Here is a 15,589-nt window from a genome sequence, read left to right as displayed (position 1 = left end):
TGGCGGGGCGGATCCCCTTAGTCGTGGCGCAGCGCCGTGGTGACATGCCAGTAGCCGAGCCGGACCAGTTCGGTGAGCACGGCCTCGTCGACGTCGTCGAGCTTGTTGACGTACAGGCAGCCGGTGCCGAGCTTGTGCCTGCCCAGCCGGCCGAGGAGTTCGGCGGCCTCCGGCCCATAGGTCAGGCCGTAGAGCGACAGGCTGGAGTTCCTGGGCGAGAAGCCGACCTCCGCGGCATCTCCCTCCCTGCCGCTCGCGTATTTGTAGTGGTAGCGGCCGAAGCCCACAATCGTCGGACCCCACATTTGCGCCGGTTCGCCCGTTATTTCGGACATCAGCGCCAGCAGGCGGAATCCGTCGGCGCGCCGGACCGGATGCTCGACGGCGGCCAGGAACTCCTGAACCGACGCGCCGGTTGCCTGCGTTATGTTTTCAGCCATGAGGGCAGTCTTGCAGAGCGCGGGATTCCTGTCAGGCGGGGAGGGTGGCCGGGAATAAATCCCCTTGCCCGGAGCTTCTAGAGGTAGATGCAAACGCATGTAGTCGCGTTGCTGACCAGGATTCAACTTAGGAGCACTCCGTGGAAACCCGCCGTATCACCGTTATCTCCGCCGGACTCGGCGTCCCCTCCTCAAGCCGCCTGCTCGCGGACCAGCTGGCGGCCTCGGTCGAGCGGCAGCTTGCCGCGGCCGGCTACGCCGTGGACATCGAGGTCTTGGAGTTGCGGGACCTCGCCGTGGACATCGCCAACAACTTTGTCACCGGGTATGCGGCTCCGCGGCTCGCCGAAGTAATCGCCGGCGTCGAGGCCTCTGATGGCCTGATCGCCGTCAGCCCCGTGTTCAGCGCGTCCTACAGCGGGCTTTTCAAGTCCTTCATCGACGTGCTCGATCCCAAGGCGCTCGAAGGCAAGGCCGTGCTGATCGGGGCCACCGCCGGCACGGACCGGCACCAGATGGTGCTGGACTTCGCGATGCGGCCGCTGTTCACCTACCTGCGCACCCGGATCGCCGCCACCGCGGTTTTCGCCGGGCCGCAGGACTGGGGAAACAACGACGACGGCGGCTCGCCGCTGTCGGTGCGTGTGGACAGGGCAGCGGGGGAGTTTGTCGCCCTGCTGCAGGACTCAGGGCCGCAGCAGAAGCCGGCCGCGCTGGAGTCCCTGCCGTTTGAGCAGCTGCTGGCCGGGATCGCTGCCCAGCGGTAGGTCTGCCCGGCGCCGGGCTTCCGGGCCCGCAGCGCCGTCCGAACCTTTTCGGCCGCCCGCTCGTTGTCCGGGACATGAAGTGTCCCGTGGATTCTATTGACCTGATCATGAGTGAACGCAGCGGCGTGGAGATCGACTATTGCCCCCAATGCCGCGGGGTGTGGCTGGACCGGGGAGAGCTGGACAAGATCATCGACCGTGCGGCGGAGTCGTTGGGCCCGAAAGCCGGCGTCCCCGCCGCACCAGTCCCGCCGGCAGCGGTCCCACCTGCGTTTCCACCTGCTGAGTTTTCACCTGCGGCGGCTGGCCATATTCCGCCGCCTCTGTACAACCTCGACCCGCGCCGGGACGACCGGCGTCCGGATGACCGCCGCTATGACGAGCGCCGGTACGATGACCGCCGCGACCGTCCGCGTCCCGACCAGTCGAGGTATGAGCAGCCGCGGTACGATGACCGCCGCCGTCCGAAGAAGAAGGAAGGCTGGCTGGGGGACTTGTTCGACTTCTAGCCCTGCCGGGTCGCCGGCCGTGCGGGTGGCCCCGGAGCGGGCGTGGGCCAGCGGGGTTCAGTCGCCGAGCAGTGCGATGAATTCCCGGGCCTGTTTCATGGAAATATCCGAGTGGCGGGTCAGGGCGGTCGCTGCGGCCTCGGTGTCGCCGCTCTTGGCCAGGGTGCGGATCCTCCCGTAGATCTCATCATTGAGCATGTTGCTGCTCACCTCGCGGGTGACATCGCCCTTGCTGGCGATCGCGCGGTAACGGTACGAGAACCGCTGCGGCACGTCGTCGTCGTCCGGAATGGCCGCCGGCGCCGGCTCAGGGGCGCGGAAGGGCTGGGGGTGGGCTGCCAGCGCCGCGACGGCGTCGCGGGACGCTCGGAGGCCCTCGCCTGTGGCCTCGAGGTAGACCTTGATGGCGGCCATGGCCTGCCCCTGCGCGATCAGCGCGTAGAGCTGCCGGTGCTGCTCCTCGGTGAGCCTGGCGGCCGCCGTCCGGGCCAGCTCCGCGGAGTTGGGGTCCGGCTGCGGCGCTGGTACCGGCCTGGTGCGTTCGCCGCGGCGGCTCCACGCCCGTACCGCCAGCAGTACGGCGGCGGCCACGAGCACCAGGATCAGTACGGGAATGAGCAGGGAGTCCATGTGCTAGAGCCGATCTACGTAATTCTTTGCGGTCTTCAGGTCCGAGCGGGTCGATTGCCGCAGCAGCCGGACGGCCTTCGTCTTGTGGCCGTCGTGGGCCAGTGACTGGAGCTGCAAGAGGAGCTGTGGGTTCAGGTGTCCAATGGCGGACAACGCATCCTGGTGGCCGGAGCTGTCCCGGCCCAACAGGGCGGAGCGGGCGTGGTCGGCCTGCTGCGACTGCTGCTGGGAGTTCTGGCTGGGGCGCGTGGTCGCTTCAATCCGGGCGCGGGAGGCCTCGGCAGCCCGGACCTGCGCCGCGTAGTGGGCCTGGGACTTGAGCGCCAGTTCCTGCTGGTAGCGCTCGGCCTCTGAGATGCCGTGGTTCCGCGGCTTCAACGCCGTGACCGCCGCCCAGAGCACCGTCGCGAGGATAAGGGCAGGCAACATGACTATCAGTACATCGCCCATGATTAGAGCTTATGCCAGATTGCGGTTATCCACAGCATGTTCCGCACCTTGCGTACAGTGCGCCGCTGCTGGCGTCAATTCGGCTCGGCGGGAATGAATCCGGTCACAAAATGCGCGTATCGGGCTGCAAATGTGGCCTCCTGTGCCGCATCGTATCCCCAGCCCCAAGGTGCAGGCTGTGGATGAAGCTTGGCGGAAATTGTTTTGTGTCCACAAGATAAATGCAACATTTCCGCAGGTCAAGCGCTGATTACAGGCTTAACATTTTTTCTATCCACAGCTCTACCCACAGAGTGTGCACAAGCATCAGGCACTAGTGCACAGGTTATCCACAGGGCAGCGGGGCGGCCGGGTTGGTGCCTGCCCCGGCGGCGGATAACGTAGCAGGATATCGGGCGAGGGAAGCGGAAAACCTGCGGTCGCCGGATGGTGCCCGCCAGGACACCGACTCCGGGATCCGGTGCCCTGCGGCCGCACCAGCACTGTGGATAACGGCGGTCGCTGGGCCGGCGCGAACTGTCGGAGCTGACTGGTAAGAATAGAGCGGCCGGCATGTGCCGGGTTTTGCAGCCCGCATCACAGCAGTTCGGCGCTTGGCCTTAAGGCACTGGTACGAGGGCATTGGGCATAAGGCGCAGTGCTTACGCGCCGCGGCGAACGGACATCCGCCGCGGCACACAATGAAGGACGGCAGTTTTGTCAGTTACGCATCTGGACTCAGTCGAGGGTACGCGGGGAGCCGAGGGCAGCCGCAAGCCTCCGCAGGACATCCCCGCGGAGCAGTCAGTCCTGGGCGGCATGATGCTGTCCAAGGACGCCATCGCCGACGTCGTCGAGATCCTGCGTGGCCAGGACTTCTACCGTCCGGCGCACGAAACCATCTACGAGGCCATCATCGACCTCTATGGCCGCGGCGAGCCCGCGGACGCCGTCACCGTCTCGGACGAGCTGACCAAGCGCGGCGAAATCAACAGGATCGGCGGACCCGCCTACCTGCACGAACTCATCCAGACCGTCCCCACGGCGGCCAACGCCGGTTACTACGCTGAAATCGTGGGCGAACGCGCGGTGCTGCGCCGCCTGGTCAACGCCGGCACCAAGATCGTCCAGCTCGGCTACGGACAGGACGGCGAGGTAGAAGACCTGGTCAACCAGGCCCAGGCCGAGGTCTACGCCGTCGCCGAACGCCGGACCGCCGAGGACTATGTGGTCCTCAAGGACGTCATGGAATCCACCGTGGACGAGATCGAGGCCTCCGGCCACCGCGGCGAGGGCATGGTGGGTGTCCCCACCGGCTTCTACGAGCTCGATGAACTCACCCACGGCCTGCATCCCGGCCAGATGATCGTCATCGCCGCCCGCCCGGCCGTCGGCAAGTCCACGTTCGCTCTGGATTTCGCCCGCTCGGCCGCCATCAAGAACAACCTCGCGACCGTCATGTTTTCCCTCGAAATGGGCCGCAACGAGATCGCCATGCGCCTGCTGTCCGCCGAGGCCACGATCGGCCTCCAGGACCTCCGCAAGGGCACCATCAAGGACGAGCAGTGGTCCAAGATTGCCACCACCATGGGCCGGATGAACGATGCGCCGCTGTTCATCGATGACAGCCCCAACATGTCGCTGATGGAGATCCGGGCCAAGTGCCGGCGCCTGAAGCAGCAGCATGACCTCAAACTGGTGATCCTGGACTACCTGCAGCTCATGAGCTCGGGCAAGAAAGTGGAATCCCGCCAGCAGGAAGTCTCCGAGTTCTCCCGTGCCCTGAAGCTCCTGGCCAAAGAACTCCAGGTGCCGGTGATTGCGCTGTCGCAGCTGAACCGTGGCTCCGAGCAGCGCCAGGACAAACGCCCCATGGTCTCGGACCTGCGCGAATCCGGCTCCATCGAGCAGGATGCCGACATGGTGATCCTGCTGCACCGCGAAGACGTCTATGACAAGGAGTCCCCGCGCGCCGGCGAGGCGGACATCCTGATCGCCAAGCACCGTAACGGCCCCACAAAAGACATTGTGGTGGCCTTCCAGGGCCACTACTCGCGGTTTGCCAACATGGCCGCCGACGCCGGCGGTGGCGGCGGCTTCTAGCCCCGCCCGGCCCTAGCGGTCGCCGGCCGCGAGCAGGTGGTTGGGCAGCCGGTTCCCCGGGGCCCGGCCGCGGATTTCCAGCAGTTCGCGGGCGTGGGCGTGGAGCCGGATATCTTCCGCTGACACCGGCACCCACTGCGGGATCGGGACCGAGGTGCCGGTCTCGTCGCGGGCGACCATGACCGTCAGGCAGTATGTGGTCAGGTTCAGCTCTCGCCCCTTGGGGTCTCCGGACCGGACGTGGACGGCGATGTGCATGCCCTTGGTGCCGGTGTAGACCAGCCGGGCCTCCACCTCTACGACGTGGCCGATCAGCAGCGGCCGGTAGAACCGCACACCGCCGGAGAATACGGCCACGGTGTCCTTGCCGCAGTAGCGGGAGGCGCAGACGTACGCAGCCTCGTCGATCCACTTCATGACGATGCCGCCGTGCACCTTGCCGCCCCAGTTCACGTCCGTGGGCGCGGCCATGAACCGCAGCACCACGCGCTCGGCCGTGCCGGCGTCGGTATATTCCTGTCCGCTCATGGCCTCCACGATGTCCTCGCGGACCTTGATCCGGGCCAGCGCGTGGTCCCGCTGTTCGATTTCATCCGGCGTCTCAGGGACGAACTGCGGCACCGGTATGGGCTTGCCGTCCGCGCCCACGGCGACGAAGATCACGATGCACTGGCTGCGCATGGTGGCGGGCCCGCCCTTCGGATCGCCCGAGGACACCACGGTGCGGATATGCATCGAGGACCGCCCGGTGTACACGATCGTGGCCTCGACCTCCACCATGTCGCCGCTGTTGACCGGGTCCGCGAAGTGGATGTTCCCCACGTAGGCCGTCACGCAGTAGGACTTTGCCCAGCCGACGGCGGCGGCATAGGCCGCCTTGTCCACCCACTCGAGCACGGTGCCGGCGTCGACCGAGCCGCTGTGGCCGACATCGGTGGGCGCCGCCAGGAAGCGCAGGGTCACGGAATTGGGCGCATTCTCGCTCATAATGTGAGTTTACTGATTGGCCCGGCAGGCGCCGCCGGCCGGCGACACAATGGCTGTCCGGCACGCCATAACCAGGCCATGACCCTGGAGACACACGACGGCGGGCGGCCACCAAAAGGTGACCGCCCGTCGTCGCGCGCTCCAGGCCGTGAGCTAGGCCGTGGATGCCTTAGGCCAGGACGCGGAGCTTCGAGTCGGCGCGGCCGAAGAGGGCGCGGTCGGCGGAGAACTTGCCCGCACCGACGAGGGCCACGGCTGCGGCGGCGGCCGCCAGGATCAGGACGAGTTCATAGCCGCCGGTTGCGACGAAGACGCCGGCGGAGGCGTGGACCATGAACAGGGCGCCGAGCATGTCCAGTGCGAGAAGGACCGCAAACACGCGGGTGAGCACGCCCAGGATCAGCGCGACACCGCCGACGAGCTCGAGGGTCGCGACGACGGGAGCCACCGCCTGGGCTGCCGGAACACCCATCTGGGTGAAGGCGGCCTGGGTGCCCGCGATCGTGAATTCGTTGAACTTCTGCCAGCCGTGGGCGGCGAAAAGGAAGCCGGCGATGACGCGCAGGATAGTTCGGGCGGAGGTGGTCAGGGCGGGCTGGTTCATGGGAAATACCGTTTCGTAAGTAGGGGGCGTCGCGGCTCTCAGCCGCCGCGGCTTCGGTTGCGTTCAAGTCCCAGTCTCCCGGATATTTAGTTGAAATGTCAACTAAATGACGCGCGGGGTCGATTCAGTGGCCCGGCTAGGGTTAACGCGTGCAACCTTCCCCGCCGCTGTCCACCGCCCCGCCGCCGACTACCGGGCAGCGCCGGGAAATCCTGCGCCTGGCAGTGCCGGCCTTCGGCGCCCTGATCGCCGAGCCGCTGTTCCTGCTCGCGGATTCGGCCATTGTGGGCCATCTCGGCGTAGCCGAACTGGCCGGCGTCGGGCTGGCATCGGCGGTCCTGCACACGGCAGTCGGACTGATGGTGTTCCTCGCGTACTCCACCACCCCGGCAGTGGCGCGGGCCATCGGCAACGGCCAGCTGGCCAAAGCCCTCGCCGCCGGGCGTGACGGCATCTGGTTGGCGCTGCTGCTCGGGCTCGTCCTTGCGGTCGCCGGGTTCCTGGCCGCGGGGCCGCTCCTGGACCTGATGGGCGCCGACGGCGAGGTGCATGCCTTTGCCGTGGACTACCTGCGCGGGTCCATGCCCGGCCTCGTGGCGATGCTGCTCATCTTCGCGGGCACCGGGGTGCTGCGCGGACTCCAGGACACCCGGACCCCGCTGATCGTCGCCGCCGCGGGTTTCACGCTGAACATCGCGCTGAACCTTGTCCTCGTCTACGGGTTGGGCTGGTCCGTGACCGGCTCGGCCGTGGGCACGAGCATTGCGCAGTGGGCCATGGCGGCCGTCTATGTGCTGATCGTCCGGCGCAATGCCCGCAACAACGGGGTGTCCCTGCGGCCGGACTTGCGTGGCATCCGGGCCCTGACCGGGGTGGGTTCCTGGCTGATGCTGCGCACGCTCAGCCTGCGGATCGCGATTCTCGCCACGGTGGTGGTGGTCACCGCCCAGGGGCCGGTCAATCTCGCCGCGCATCAGCTGGCCATGACCATCTTCACGTTCTTCGCTTTCGCCCTCGACGCCCTCGCGATCGCGGCCCAGGCCTTGATCGGCAAGGAACTCGGCGCTGCCCGGCCGGTGGCGGCACGCGCGCTGACGCGCACCATGACCCGGTGGGGGGTCGGCTTCGGTGTCCTGACCGGAATCCTTCTGGCAGCCGCGGCACCGTGGGCGGGCGCCCTCTTCACGCCCGACGCCGAAGTCCGGGCGGCACTGACCCTCGCCCTGTGGGTGCTCGCCGCCGGGCAGCCGCTGGCCGGGTACGTCTTCGTCCTCGACGGCGTCCTCATCGGCGCGGGCGACGCCCGCTACCTGGCGATCGCCGGCGTCGTCAACCTCGCTGCCTACCTGCCGCTGCTGCTGGCCGTGCTGTATTCCGGCGCCGGTGCCCGCGCCGGATTGCTCTGGCTGTGGGCCGCGTTCTCACTCGGCTACATGGCGGCGCGGGCGCTGACGCTGGGCCTCCGGGCCCGGACGGACCGGTGGATGGTGCTCGGCGCGCGGTGAGTGCGGGCAGGCGCCGCCGGCAGACGTGCGATGCGGCGGCTTCGCACTAAACTGGACGGGTGACTCTTCCCGCAGCGCCTGACGCGACCCCTGCCATCCGCGCCGCGGCCGACCTCTTCAAGCCCGTGCTTGTCAGGGCGGCCGTCGCGCTCGTGTTTGGCGCGGTCACCGTGTTCTGGGCGGCGCCGCCCGAATCGGGCATGGGCTGGGCCGGCGGCCTCTACCTGCTGGCCACCGGTGTGGTGATGATCTGGACCGTGCCCAAGACCGGATTCCCCCCGCGGGAAGGCGCTGGCAGAGTCCTCTCCGCCGGCGGGGCAGCCCTGGCCGGAGCCGGCGCGGCCGTGGCCCTGATCCCTGCCCCGCTCGTCTTCGGAACCATCGCGGCCCTGGGCCTGGGCGTGGCCGGCGCCGCGGAGCTGTTCGCGGGCATTCGTGGGCGCGGCCGGTCCGTGCTGGCCCGTGACTGGATCGCCTCCGGCGTGATCGGACTGGGCACTGCGATCGCGCTGCCGTTCTTCATCGGCCTCGGCCCGCACGCCCTCCTCGGCGTTGCCGGCGGCGGGGCCATCATCAGCGGCGTCCTGTGGATGTTGTCCGGACTGACCCTGCGCCATGATGCTCCGGGCGATTCCGCGGAGGCCGTAAACTAGTACCGACAGGTTCTACCCGGCGTAGAACAATGGCGGTAACAAGATAGCCACGCTATTTGCGCGGGCTGCAGGAGGAAAACACCTTGGCACAGCAGAAACCCGGAGCGCCCCGCAGCCTGCGGACCTCGGTCAAGGGACCGCTCATGTTCTCCGCGTTCTGGGCCGTGGTGGTTTTCTTCGGCGTCCTGATCTTCGCCTCGGGCGGCAGCGCCCGCTCGCCCCGGTTCGATCTGGCGCTCATCGGCGCCGGCATCGCGTTTATTGTGATCCTGGTGGTGGCCGCCATGCTGGCCATGAGCCACAAGGAGAATCCCGCTGACCTGGGGAAGGGCTCCGGCGTCAACCTCAGTTCCAAGCGCACGCCCTCCGGCCATGGCGGCCCGTCAGCGCAGCCCCGGCCCGAGTCCGGCCCGGGCGATTCCCGGGACGGCGGCCCGCAGGCCTAGCAACGAGGCCTAGCAGCGTGGCCTCAAGGTGAGGCCCGACAGGCCGGCCTGACAGCGGGGCCCGGCGCCGCGGGCCCCTCCGCCGGCACCTTCGGCGTCAGGACGCGGCTTTGCGGGCCCGGTACGCGGCCACGTGCGCGCGGTTGGCGCAGTTTCCCGTGTCGCAGTAGCGCTTCGAGCGGTTGCGGCTCAGGTCCAGCACGACGGCGTCGCAGTCGTCCGCGGCGCACGCCAGCAGGCGGTCCATTTCCTTGCTGCGGATCACGTCTACGATTGCCATGGCCGCCTCCGTGCTCATCCGGTCCGCCAGCGGCGCCTCCGGGGTGGTGGCGTGCAGGTGCCAGTCCCAGGGTTCGTGCTTGACCAGCTGGGGCAGCGCCCGGGCCTCCCGGAGCAGCCGGTTCACGGTTTCCGCGGCTGCCGACTCCTCGGCCTGCCAGAGCTCGGCGAGCTCGCCGCGGAGCCGCCGCACGCTGGCCAGCTCCGCCCCGTCCCGGGTGCGGGAACCGGTGAAGCCCTCGGCCTCCAGGAAGGCGTCCAGATCCCTGACCGTGGCCAAATGTTCCTCGCCGTTGGCCGCGGTGTTGATGAGGTTGACCACAGAACGCAGGGCAACTTCCGTGTCAGGGGCAAAAACCATCTTGACTCCTTACCTTGCCGGGGCGTAATGTCATGAGCATAACCCTACTTTACTCCTGACAGGAGAATGCCCGTGTCTGCCCCCCAGCGCCCCGTCGCCACGCCGGTCCGAGACCTTGCCGCCCAGCGGTCTGCCTCCGAACCGGGCGGCACCCCGCAGGGAAGCAAACTCGACGGCAAACGGGGAGGCAAGCAGGCCGCCAGGCAGAGCACCACGCGGGCCGCCGCACCATCCGGGTTCATGGCATCGGGCCTGGGCGTCGCCCTGTTTTCGTCCGCGGTGTTCGGGCTCTCCGGATCATTCGCCAAGGCGCTCCTGGAAACGGGCTGGACTCCCGGGGCGGCCGTCACGGCCCGGCTTACCGGTGCGGCCCTGATTCTGGCCGTCTTCGCCATTCCCTCCCTGCGCGGGCGTTGGCACCAGCTCCGGGACAACTGGCTGACCGTGCTGCTGTTCGGATTCATCGGCGTCGCTGCCTGCCAGCTGTTCTATTTCAACGCCGTATCCCGGCTCTCGGTCGGCGTCGCCCTGCTGCTGGAGTACCTGGCGCCGGTGCTGATCGTCCTCTGGCTGTGGGCCGCCAGCCGGAAACGGCCGCGGCCACTGACCATCGCCGGCACTCTCCTGTCCCTCGGCGGACTGATCCTGGTCCTGGACCTCACCGGAGCCGTCAAGATCGACCTCATCGGGGTGCTGTGGGGGATCGCGGCCGCGGTGTGCCTGGCCATCTATTTCTTCATCACGGCCAAGGAAAACGACACCCTGCCGCCCATCCTGCTGGCCTCCGGCGGGCTCATGGTGGGCGCCGTCGTCATGTGGCTTGCCGCGGCAACCGGGCTGCTGCCGATGGCCTTCAGCACGGCCGACACCCGCCTGGGGCCCTGGGTCACCCCGTGGTGGGTGGCGCTGGGCGGCCTCGTGGTCCTGGCCACGGTGGTGGCGTACGTGTCCGGAATTGTCGCCGCGCGGGCACTCGGTTCGAAAGTCGCGTCCTTTGTCTCGCTCACCGAGGTGCTGTTCGCCGTCATCTGGGCGTGGCTGCTGCTCGGCGAACTGCCCGGACCCATCCAGCTCCTCGGCGGCCTGCTGATCGTCGGCGGGGTGGTGCTGGTCCGGCTGGACGAGCTCCGGGCCCCGTCCGGCACCGGCGCGGCAGCGCTGGACCACGCGAACGACTGCGAGCCCGTGCCGTAGGCGGTTGTCCGTAAAGTCTCGGGGGTCCTCATCCCAGAGATCAAAAAGCCCCGCCAGGTCATGATGATCCTTCAAGTGCCAGGCTTCTTCGGGGTAGACCGGTGTGGCGTCCAGGAAGACAACGTGGCGCCCGTTGTCGAGCTGCAGCGGTGGAATGAAATCGTCCGTTCTTTCGAGCATCAGCCATGACCTGAAGGGCAGACCGCCCTTAGCATGGAGATATGTGCCGAAATATCCGGACCCTCCACAATTTTGAACCCCACGCCACCACCGCGGAGGTGGAGGCCGCCGCGTTGCAATACGTGCGCAAGATCAGCGGCAGCACCAAGCCGTCCAAGGCCAACGAGGAGGCCTTCAACCGGGCCGTGCATGAGATTGCCCATGCGACGCAGCACCTCCTCGACTCCCTGGTGACCCACGCCCCGGCAAAGGACCGCGGGGAGGAAGCGGCCAAAGCCAAAGCCAGGGCCGCCATCCGCTACGGCGCGGCCTGAGGCGGGGGCGCCCGGGCTAAGGCCGGATTACTTCCCGAAGCTGCGCAGCCGCAGCGAGTTGGCCACCACCAGCACGGAGCTGGCGGCCATGGCGGCGCCGGCGATCATCGGGTTGAGCAGGCCCAGGGCTGCCACCGGGATGCCCACGGCGTTGTAGAAGAAGGCCCAGAAGAGGTTCGTCTTGATGGTGCCGAGCGTCCGGCGGGAAAGCTCGATCGCCTGCGCCACCTGTCCGAGGTCGTTGCCCATCACCGTCAGATCGGCTGCCTCGATGGCGACGTCGGTGCCGGAGCCCATGGCGATGCCCAGGTCTGCTTGCGCCAGCGCCGCGGCGTCGTTGACGCCGTCCCCTGCCATGGCCACAGTGGCGCCGGCTGCTTGCAGCTTCTGCACGGCCTCAACCTTGCCCGCCGGGAGCACACCAGCAAAGACGTCGCGCGGGCTGATCCCGACGGCGGCCGCCACCTGGGCAGCCACAGCGGCGTTGTCGCCGGTCAGCAGGATCGGCCGGAGCCCAAGCTCCCGGAGCCGGGCAACTGCGGCCGCGGAGCCGGGCTTAACGGTGTCCCGCAGGCTGATGATTCCGGCGATTTCACCGTCCACGGCAACCCAGACGGCCGTAGCGCCGGAGTCCTCGGCAGCACCCAGCGCCTCGCGCTGAGCCGGGGCCGGAGCGACGCCGGACTCCAACAGCCAGCCGGTGCGCCCCGCGACCACGCGCCGGCCGTCGACCGTGCCATCGACGCCGCCGCCGGGTGCGGAGCGGAAGCCGGCGACGGCGGGGAGGCCGGCGCCGTCGTTGTTCACACGCCCCGCCGCCGCGCCCAACGCCGCAGCGGCGATGGCCCGGGCGATCGGGTGCTCGGAGGCGTTTTCCACTGCCCCCGCCAGGCGCAGCACCTCGGCTTCGCTGTGCGGCCCGAAACTTTGGACGCCGTCCACGGCAAGGCGGCCGGTGGTGACGGTCCCGGTCTTGTCCAGCAGGATCGTGTCCACCGTCCGGGTGTCCTCGAGGACTTGCGGACCCTTGATCAGGATCCCCAGCTGGGCGCCCCGCCCGGTCCCGGTCAGCAGTCCGACGGGGGTGGCCAGCCCGAGGGCGCAGGGGCAGGCAATGACCAGCACGGCGACGGCGGCGGTGAAGGCGGCCCGGACCTCGTCGGAGCTGACGGCCGGTGCGGCCGCAATCAGCCAGGCCCCGAAGGTGAGGGCGGCGATGACCAGGACGACCGGTACGAAGACGGCGCTGATGCGGTCGGCGAGCCGGGCGATGGGTGCCTTTCCGGTCTGCGCCGCGGAGACGAGCCTGCCCATCTGGGCCAGGGTGGTCTCGGACCCGACGCGGGTGGCGCGGACCAGGAGCCGGCCTGAGGTATTGATGGTGGCCCCGGTGACCTGGCTGTCCGGGCCGACTTCCACGGGCACGGATTCGCCAGTCACGAGGGAGGCGTCCACCGCAGAGGTACCGTCGATGACGACGCCGTCGGCGGCGATTTTCTCGCCGGGGCGGACCACGATCACGTCTCCGAGGGCCAGTTGGTCGGCCGGGATCTTGTGCTCGGTGCCGCCGCGCAGGACAGTAGCGTCTTTTGCCCCCAGGTCCAGGAGGGCCTTAAGGGCGTCGCCCGCCCTCCGTTTGGCGTTGGCCTCGAGGTAGCGGCCGAGCAGCAGGAACGTGGTGACCACGGATGCGACCTCGAAGTACAGGCCGCCGGAGCCCATGCCCTCCGCTGCGGGATGTTCGGTCATGCCCGGGTCGGCAAGGAGTTGCCCAACCGAGAACGAGTAGGCGGCAATCACGCCGATGGATACCAGGGTGTCCATGGTCGAGGCCAGATGCCGCGCGTTGATGGCCGCGGCGCGGTGGAACGGCCACGCCGCCCAGGCAACCACCGGCAGGGCCAGGATCGCGGCCACCCAGCCCCAGTTCGGGAACTGGAATGCCGGGATCATCGAGATTGCGAAGACCGGGACGGTGAGTACGGCCGCCACAACCAGCCGCGGGCGAAGCGAGGGTGCGGCTGTGCCGGCCGGAAATTCGGTGCCGGCCAGGAGTCCTGCGTCCTCCACCGGCGTGCCCGGGTACCTGGCGGACCGGACCGTGGCCTTGTAGCCCGCAGCCGCGACAATGGCGGTGATCTGGTCGTCGGTGATGTCCGCCGGGACGCTGACTCGGGCGGACTCGAGGGGCAGGTTGACGCTGGCCTCGACGCCGTCGAGCTTTCCGAGCCTGCGCTCGACCCGGTTGACGCAGGAAGCGCACGTCATGCCCTCGATATCGAGGTCGATGACACGGCTCCCGGCCTGGTCCAACAACTGCTCGCTGCTCACGGCGCCCTTCTTTTCCCGCTCGATTGGTTTTCTGCCGTTCCGGTGTCTGCGCCCGCCCGGCGCTGTTGTCACTCAGGCTTCGCTGGCGACCACGAGGTAGCCGGCTTCGGCGATTGCCTCGCCGATTTCGGAGGAGGACAGTGCTTCGCTGGAGGTGATCGTGACGGTGGAGATGCCGCCGGCGTTGAGGTCGACGTCGATCTTTTCGACGCCGGAGAGCGCCTCAAGTTCTTCGCTGACAGAGGACACGCAGTGGCCGCAGGTCATGCCGGAAACGTTGACGGTGGTGGAAACGGGGGCCATGGGGTGCTCCTTGTCGCTGGGCCGGGTGTGGTTCCCCGGCCCGGTGGTGTGGTGGGTGGTACGGGTACTAGCGGAGCAGGCGTCCGATGGCATCGGTGGCCTCCTTGACTTTGACGTCGATGGCCTCCGCCCGAAGCTCCGGATCCGGTTCGGCGGCGGCGCCGACAACGCAGTGGCCGATGTGCTCTTCGACGAGCCCGAGGCTCACGGCATGCAGGGCCTTGGTGACGGCGGCGACCTGGGTGAGGATATCGATGCAGTATTTGTCCTCGTCAACCATCCGGGCGATGCCGCGGACCTGCCCTTCGATCCGCTTGAGACGGCGAAGGTAGGCGTCCTTGTTGGACGTGTAGCCGTGTTCAGGGGGCGGGGCGTCAAGGGGAACAGTGTCCAGACGCGCCATGCCGGGGACTTCTGACTCGCTCATGCCCTCAACATATACCCCCTGGGGGTATGTTGCAAGCCCGCGGCGCGGCCGGCGCAGCATGTGGAATGTTTGCGCAAAACAAAGAGCTCCGGAGTGCGTTATTGGGGGATACGCACTCCGGAGCAGCTTTGGGGTAGGCCGTTCCTCCGGCCTACAGATCGAGCTTACTCGCCGGTAGTGGGGTAACACCAGCGCTCTGAATAAGTACTTTCGCTTTACTTTCTTCCGGCCGGAGCGAGGGCCGGAACGATCAGGATCGGACGTTCCTGATGGTGGCTGAGCCATGCCGCCACGGAGCCGTTGAGCGCGGCGGAGATGCGGTGGCCGATGCCGCGTTCGGGGGTCCCCACCACGATCATGGATGCGTTGGTGTCCGCGGCCAGCCTGCCGATCGCCCGGGCGGGATCCCCGGCCAGGGTGCGCAGCGTCCAGTCGATGCCCAGGGGAACGCAGAGTGCCTCAACAACGGAACGCAGCTCCTGGGCGGTGGCCCGGATCCGGGCGTCGTCCGCGTCCGGATGCAGGGACAGGCGGTGCGCGGACCGCGCCGGATCCCACTCCACGAGGTAGCTGGCCTCGTCCACATAGGCGCAGATCAAGGGCGCGGCGAGGGACTTCGCGAGGGATGCCGCCGTCTGCAGCACTTCCGGATGCTGTCCCGGAACCACACCCACCACGAGGGGCGCCGGGCCGTGGGCGGAGTCGTCAGGCATACTTCATTCTGGCGCCGGGGTGCGGCCCTGAACAGGGGCTTACTTCCCGTCTGCCGGCCCGGGGCGGTGCGGGCGCCGTTTGCCGCAGCCTCCCTTGAACAGCCCGGGGGTGGGGCCTACGGTTGAAGAACACAGGAGGAGGTGGCCGCCGTGGAGATCTACATGTGGTGGTTGGATCTGGATTTGGCGAGCAAAGAATGGCTTCGGGAAAACCTGCGGACCATCGAACTGCCCGAGGCCGTGCAGCGGGGAATCGCGGATGCCGGCGGGCCCGGTCCGGCTGAACCGTCCGCCGCCGGCGCGGCCGTATTGACTGCCGCGGACTGGGACTTTATCGAGACGCAGTCGGAGTTCGTCGACTGAAAGATGCCACCGGCGCGGCAGCGCAGGCCGGCGGGCCCCGGGAGAAAACCG

General features: G+C 68.2%; 19 protein-coding genes. 9 read left to right on the top strand and 10 right to left on the bottom strand.

All coding sequences use genetic code 11. The features are described from left to right. Window positions 1-17: 17 nt before the first annotated feature. Window positions 18-440 (bottom strand): DUF1801 domain-containing protein, encoded by a 423-nt coding sequence (locus tag ARTB_RS05745; RefSeq protein WP_243178119.1) that lies wholly within the window; start codon window positions 438-440, stop codon window positions 18-20. A 140-nt stretch (window positions 441-580) separates the two neighbouring features. On the opposite strand from ARTB_RS05745, the gene ARTB_RS05740 reads away from it, so the two are divergent. Then, on the top strand, window positions 581-1,207 hold the full coding sequence (locus ARTB_RS05740) for an FMN reductase (RefSeq protein ID WP_243178118.1): 627 nt from the start codon (window positions 581-583) through the stop codon (window positions 1,205-1,207). A 74-nt stretch (window positions 1,208-1,281) separates the two neighbouring features. Further along, window positions 1,282-1,716, top strand: a complete 435-nt coding sequence (locus ARTB_RS05735; protein WP_243178117.1) for a zf-TFIIB domain-containing protein — start codon at window positions 1,282-1,284, stop codon at window positions 1,714-1,716. A gap of 57 nt (window positions 1,717-1,773) precedes the next feature. On the opposite strand, the gene ARTB_RS05730 is transcribed toward ARTB_RS05735, so the two are convergent. Continuing rightward, window positions 1,774-2,346, bottom strand: a complete 573-nt coding sequence (locus tag ARTB_RS05730) for a hypothetical protein (RefSeq protein WP_243178116.1) — start codon at window positions 2,344-2,346, stop codon at window positions 1,774-1,776. 3 nt (window positions 2,347-2,349) lie between these two features. Further along, window positions 2,350-2,796: a hypothetical protein gene (locus ARTB_RS05725; protein ID WP_028277634.1), complete on the bottom strand. Its 447-nt coding sequence runs from the start codon at window positions 2,794-2,796 to the stop codon at window positions 2,350-2,352. 696 nt (window positions 2,797-3,492) lie between these two features. Here ARTB_RS05725 and dnaB point away from each other — a divergent pair. After that, on the top strand, window positions 3,493-4,878 hold the full coding sequence (dnaB, locus tag ARTB_RS05720; RefSeq protein ID WP_018775337.1) for a replicative DNA helicase: 1,386 nt from the start codon (window positions 3,493-3,495) through the stop codon (window positions 4,876-4,878). 12 nt (window positions 4,879-4,890) lie between these two features. Here dnaB and ARTB_RS05715 read toward each other — a convergent pair whose 3' ends face one another. Beyond that, window positions 4,891-5,865: an acyl-CoA thioesterase gene (locus ARTB_RS05715; RefSeq protein WP_243178115.1), complete on the bottom strand. Its 975-nt coding sequence runs from the start codon at window positions 5,863-5,865 to the stop codon at window positions 4,891-4,893. 169 nt (window positions 5,866-6,034) lie between these two features. Then, window positions 6,035-6,469 (bottom strand): DoxX family protein, encoded by a 435-nt coding sequence (locus tag ARTB_RS05710; RefSeq protein ID WP_028277632.1) that lies wholly within the window; start codon window positions 6,467-6,469, stop codon window positions 6,035-6,037. A 149-nt stretch (window positions 6,470-6,618) separates the two neighbouring features. On the opposite strand from ARTB_RS05710, the gene ARTB_RS05705 reads away from it, so the two are divergent. From ARTB_RS05705 to ARTB_RS05695, 3 genes are all read left to right on the top strand, one after another. Beyond that, a complete protein-coding gene (locus ARTB_RS05705) occupies window positions 6,619-7,974 on the top strand; it encodes an MATE family efflux transporter (protein ID WP_243178114.1) in 1,356 nt (451 codons plus the stop codon). A gap of 59 nt (window positions 7,975-8,033) precedes the next feature. Continuing rightward, a complete protein-coding gene (locus ARTB_RS05700; protein WP_028277630.1) occupies window positions 8,034-8,627 on the top strand; it encodes a hypothetical protein in 594 nt (197 codons plus the stop codon). Between the two features lie 83 nt (window positions 8,628-8,710). Next, window positions 8,711-9,073: a hypothetical protein gene (locus tag ARTB_RS05695; protein WP_243178113.1), complete on the top strand. Its 363-nt coding sequence runs from the start codon at window positions 8,711-8,713 to the stop codon at window positions 9,071-9,073. A gap of 97 nt (window positions 9,074-9,170) precedes the next feature. On the opposite strand, the gene ARTB_RS05690 is transcribed toward ARTB_RS05695, so the two are convergent. Next, window positions 9,171-9,713, bottom strand: a complete 543-nt coding sequence (locus tag ARTB_RS05690) for a CGNR zinc finger domain-containing protein (protein ID WP_243178112.1) — start codon at window positions 9,711-9,713, stop codon at window positions 9,171-9,173. A gap of 240 nt (window positions 9,714-9,953) precedes the next feature. Between ARTB_RS05690 and ARTB_RS05685 the strand changes: the two genes are divergently transcribed. Next, a complete protein-coding gene (locus ARTB_RS05685; protein WP_243178401.1) occupies window positions 9,954-10,907 on the top strand; it encodes an EamA family transporter in 954 nt (317 codons plus the stop codon). A gap of 221 nt (window positions 10,908-11,128) precedes the next feature. Then, a complete protein-coding gene (locus ARTB_RS05680) occupies window positions 11,129-11,401 on the top strand; it encodes a DUF2277 domain-containing protein (protein WP_028277626.1) in 273 nt (90 codons plus the stop codon). A 27-nt stretch (window positions 11,402-11,428) separates the two neighbouring features. Here the strand turns inward: ARTB_RS05680 and ARTB_RS05675 are convergent, their stop codons facing one another. The 4 genes from ARTB_RS05675 to ARTB_RS05660 form a co-directional block, all read right to left on the bottom strand. Further along, a complete protein-coding gene (locus ARTB_RS05675; RefSeq protein WP_243178111.1) occupies window positions 11,429-13,732 on the bottom strand; it encodes a heavy metal translocating P-type ATPase in 2,304 nt (767 codons plus the stop codon). Between the two features lie 72 nt (window positions 13,733-13,804). Continuing rightward, window positions 13,805-14,035: a heavy-metal-associated domain-containing protein gene (locus ARTB_RS05670; protein ID WP_243178110.1), complete on the bottom strand. Its 231-nt coding sequence runs from the start codon at window positions 14,033-14,035 to the stop codon at window positions 13,805-13,807. Between the two features lie 67 nt (window positions 14,036-14,102). Continuing rightward, window positions 14,103-14,438, bottom strand: coding sequence for a metal-sensitive transcriptional regulator (locus ARTB_RS05665; RefSeq protein ID WP_243178399.1), 336 nt, complete (start codon window positions 14,436-14,438; stop codon window positions 14,103-14,105). A 239-nt stretch (window positions 14,439-14,677) separates the two neighbouring features. After that, window positions 14,678-15,175 (bottom strand): universal stress protein, encoded by a 498-nt coding sequence (locus tag ARTB_RS05660; protein ID WP_243178109.1) that lies wholly within the window; start codon window positions 15,173-15,175, stop codon window positions 14,678-14,680. 150 nt (window positions 15,176-15,325) lie between these two features. On the opposite strand from ARTB_RS05660, the gene ARTB_RS05655 reads away from it, so the two are divergent. Beyond that, window positions 15,326-15,538 (top strand): hypothetical protein, encoded by a 213-nt coding sequence (locus ARTB_RS05655; protein WP_028277621.1) that lies wholly within the window; start codon window positions 15,326-15,328, stop codon window positions 15,536-15,538. Window positions 15,539-15,589 lie beyond the last annotated feature (51 nt).

It is taken from the genome of Arthrobacter humicola, assembly GCF_022803015.1.
Classification (GTDB): Bacteria; Actinomycetota; Actinomycetes; order Actinomycetales; family Micrococcaceae; genus Arthrobacter; species Arthrobacter humicola_A.
The sequence above is the reverse complement of the archived record's forward strand: the minus strand, read 5'-3'. Positions and strand labels throughout refer to the sequence as shown.

Excerpts from the sequence above, each read along its gene's own strand:
- ARTB_RS05665 (WP_243178399.1), bottom strand. The coding sequence starts at position 14,438 with ATGGCGCGTCTGGACACTGTTCCCCTTGACGCCCCGCCCCCTGAACAC.
- ARTB_RS05710 (WP_028277632.1), bottom strand. The coding sequence starts at position 6,469 with ATGAACCAGCCCGCCCTGACCACCTCCGCCCGAACTATCCTGCGCGTC.
- ARTB_RS05745 (WP_243178119.1), bottom strand. The coding sequence starts at position 440 with ATGGCTGAAAACATAACGCAGGCAACCGGCGCGTCGGTTCAGGAGTTC.
- ARTB_RS05730 (WP_243178116.1), bottom strand. The coding sequence starts at position 2,346 with ATGGACTCCCTGCTCATTCCCGTACTGATCCTGGTGCTCGTGGCCGCC.
- ARTB_RS05715 (WP_243178115.1), bottom strand. The coding sequence starts at position 5,865 with ATGAGCGAGAATGCGCCCAATTCCGTGACCCTGCGCTTCCTGGCGGCG.
- ARTB_RS05680 (WP_028277626.1), top strand. The coding sequence starts at position 11,129 with ATGTGCCGAAATATCCGGACCCTCCACAATTTTGAACCCCACGCCACC.
- ARTB_RS05660 (WP_243178109.1), bottom strand. The coding sequence starts at position 15,175 with ATGCCTGACGACTCCGCCCACGGCCCGGCGCCCCTCGTGGTGGGTGTG.
- ARTB_RS05670 (WP_243178110.1), bottom strand. The coding sequence starts at position 14,035 with ATGGCCCCCGTTTCCACCACCGTCAACGTTTCCGGCATGACCTGCGGC.
- ARTB_RS05685 (WP_243178401.1), top strand. The coding sequence starts at position 9,954 with ATGGCATCGGGCCTGGGCGTCGCCCTGTTTTCGTCCGCGGTGTTCGGG.
- ARTB_RS05725 (WP_028277634.1), bottom strand. The coding sequence starts at position 2,796 with ATGGGCGATGTACTGATAGTCATGTTGCCTGCCCTTATCCTCGCGACG.
- ARTB_RS05735 (WP_243178117.1), top strand. The coding sequence starts at position 1,282 with ATGAAGTGTCCCGTGGATTCTATTGACCTGATCATGAGTGAACGCAGC.
- ARTB_RS05690 (WP_243178112.1), bottom strand. The coding sequence starts at position 9,713 with ATGGTTTTTGCCCCTGACACGGAAGTTGCCCTGCGTTCTGTGGTCAAC.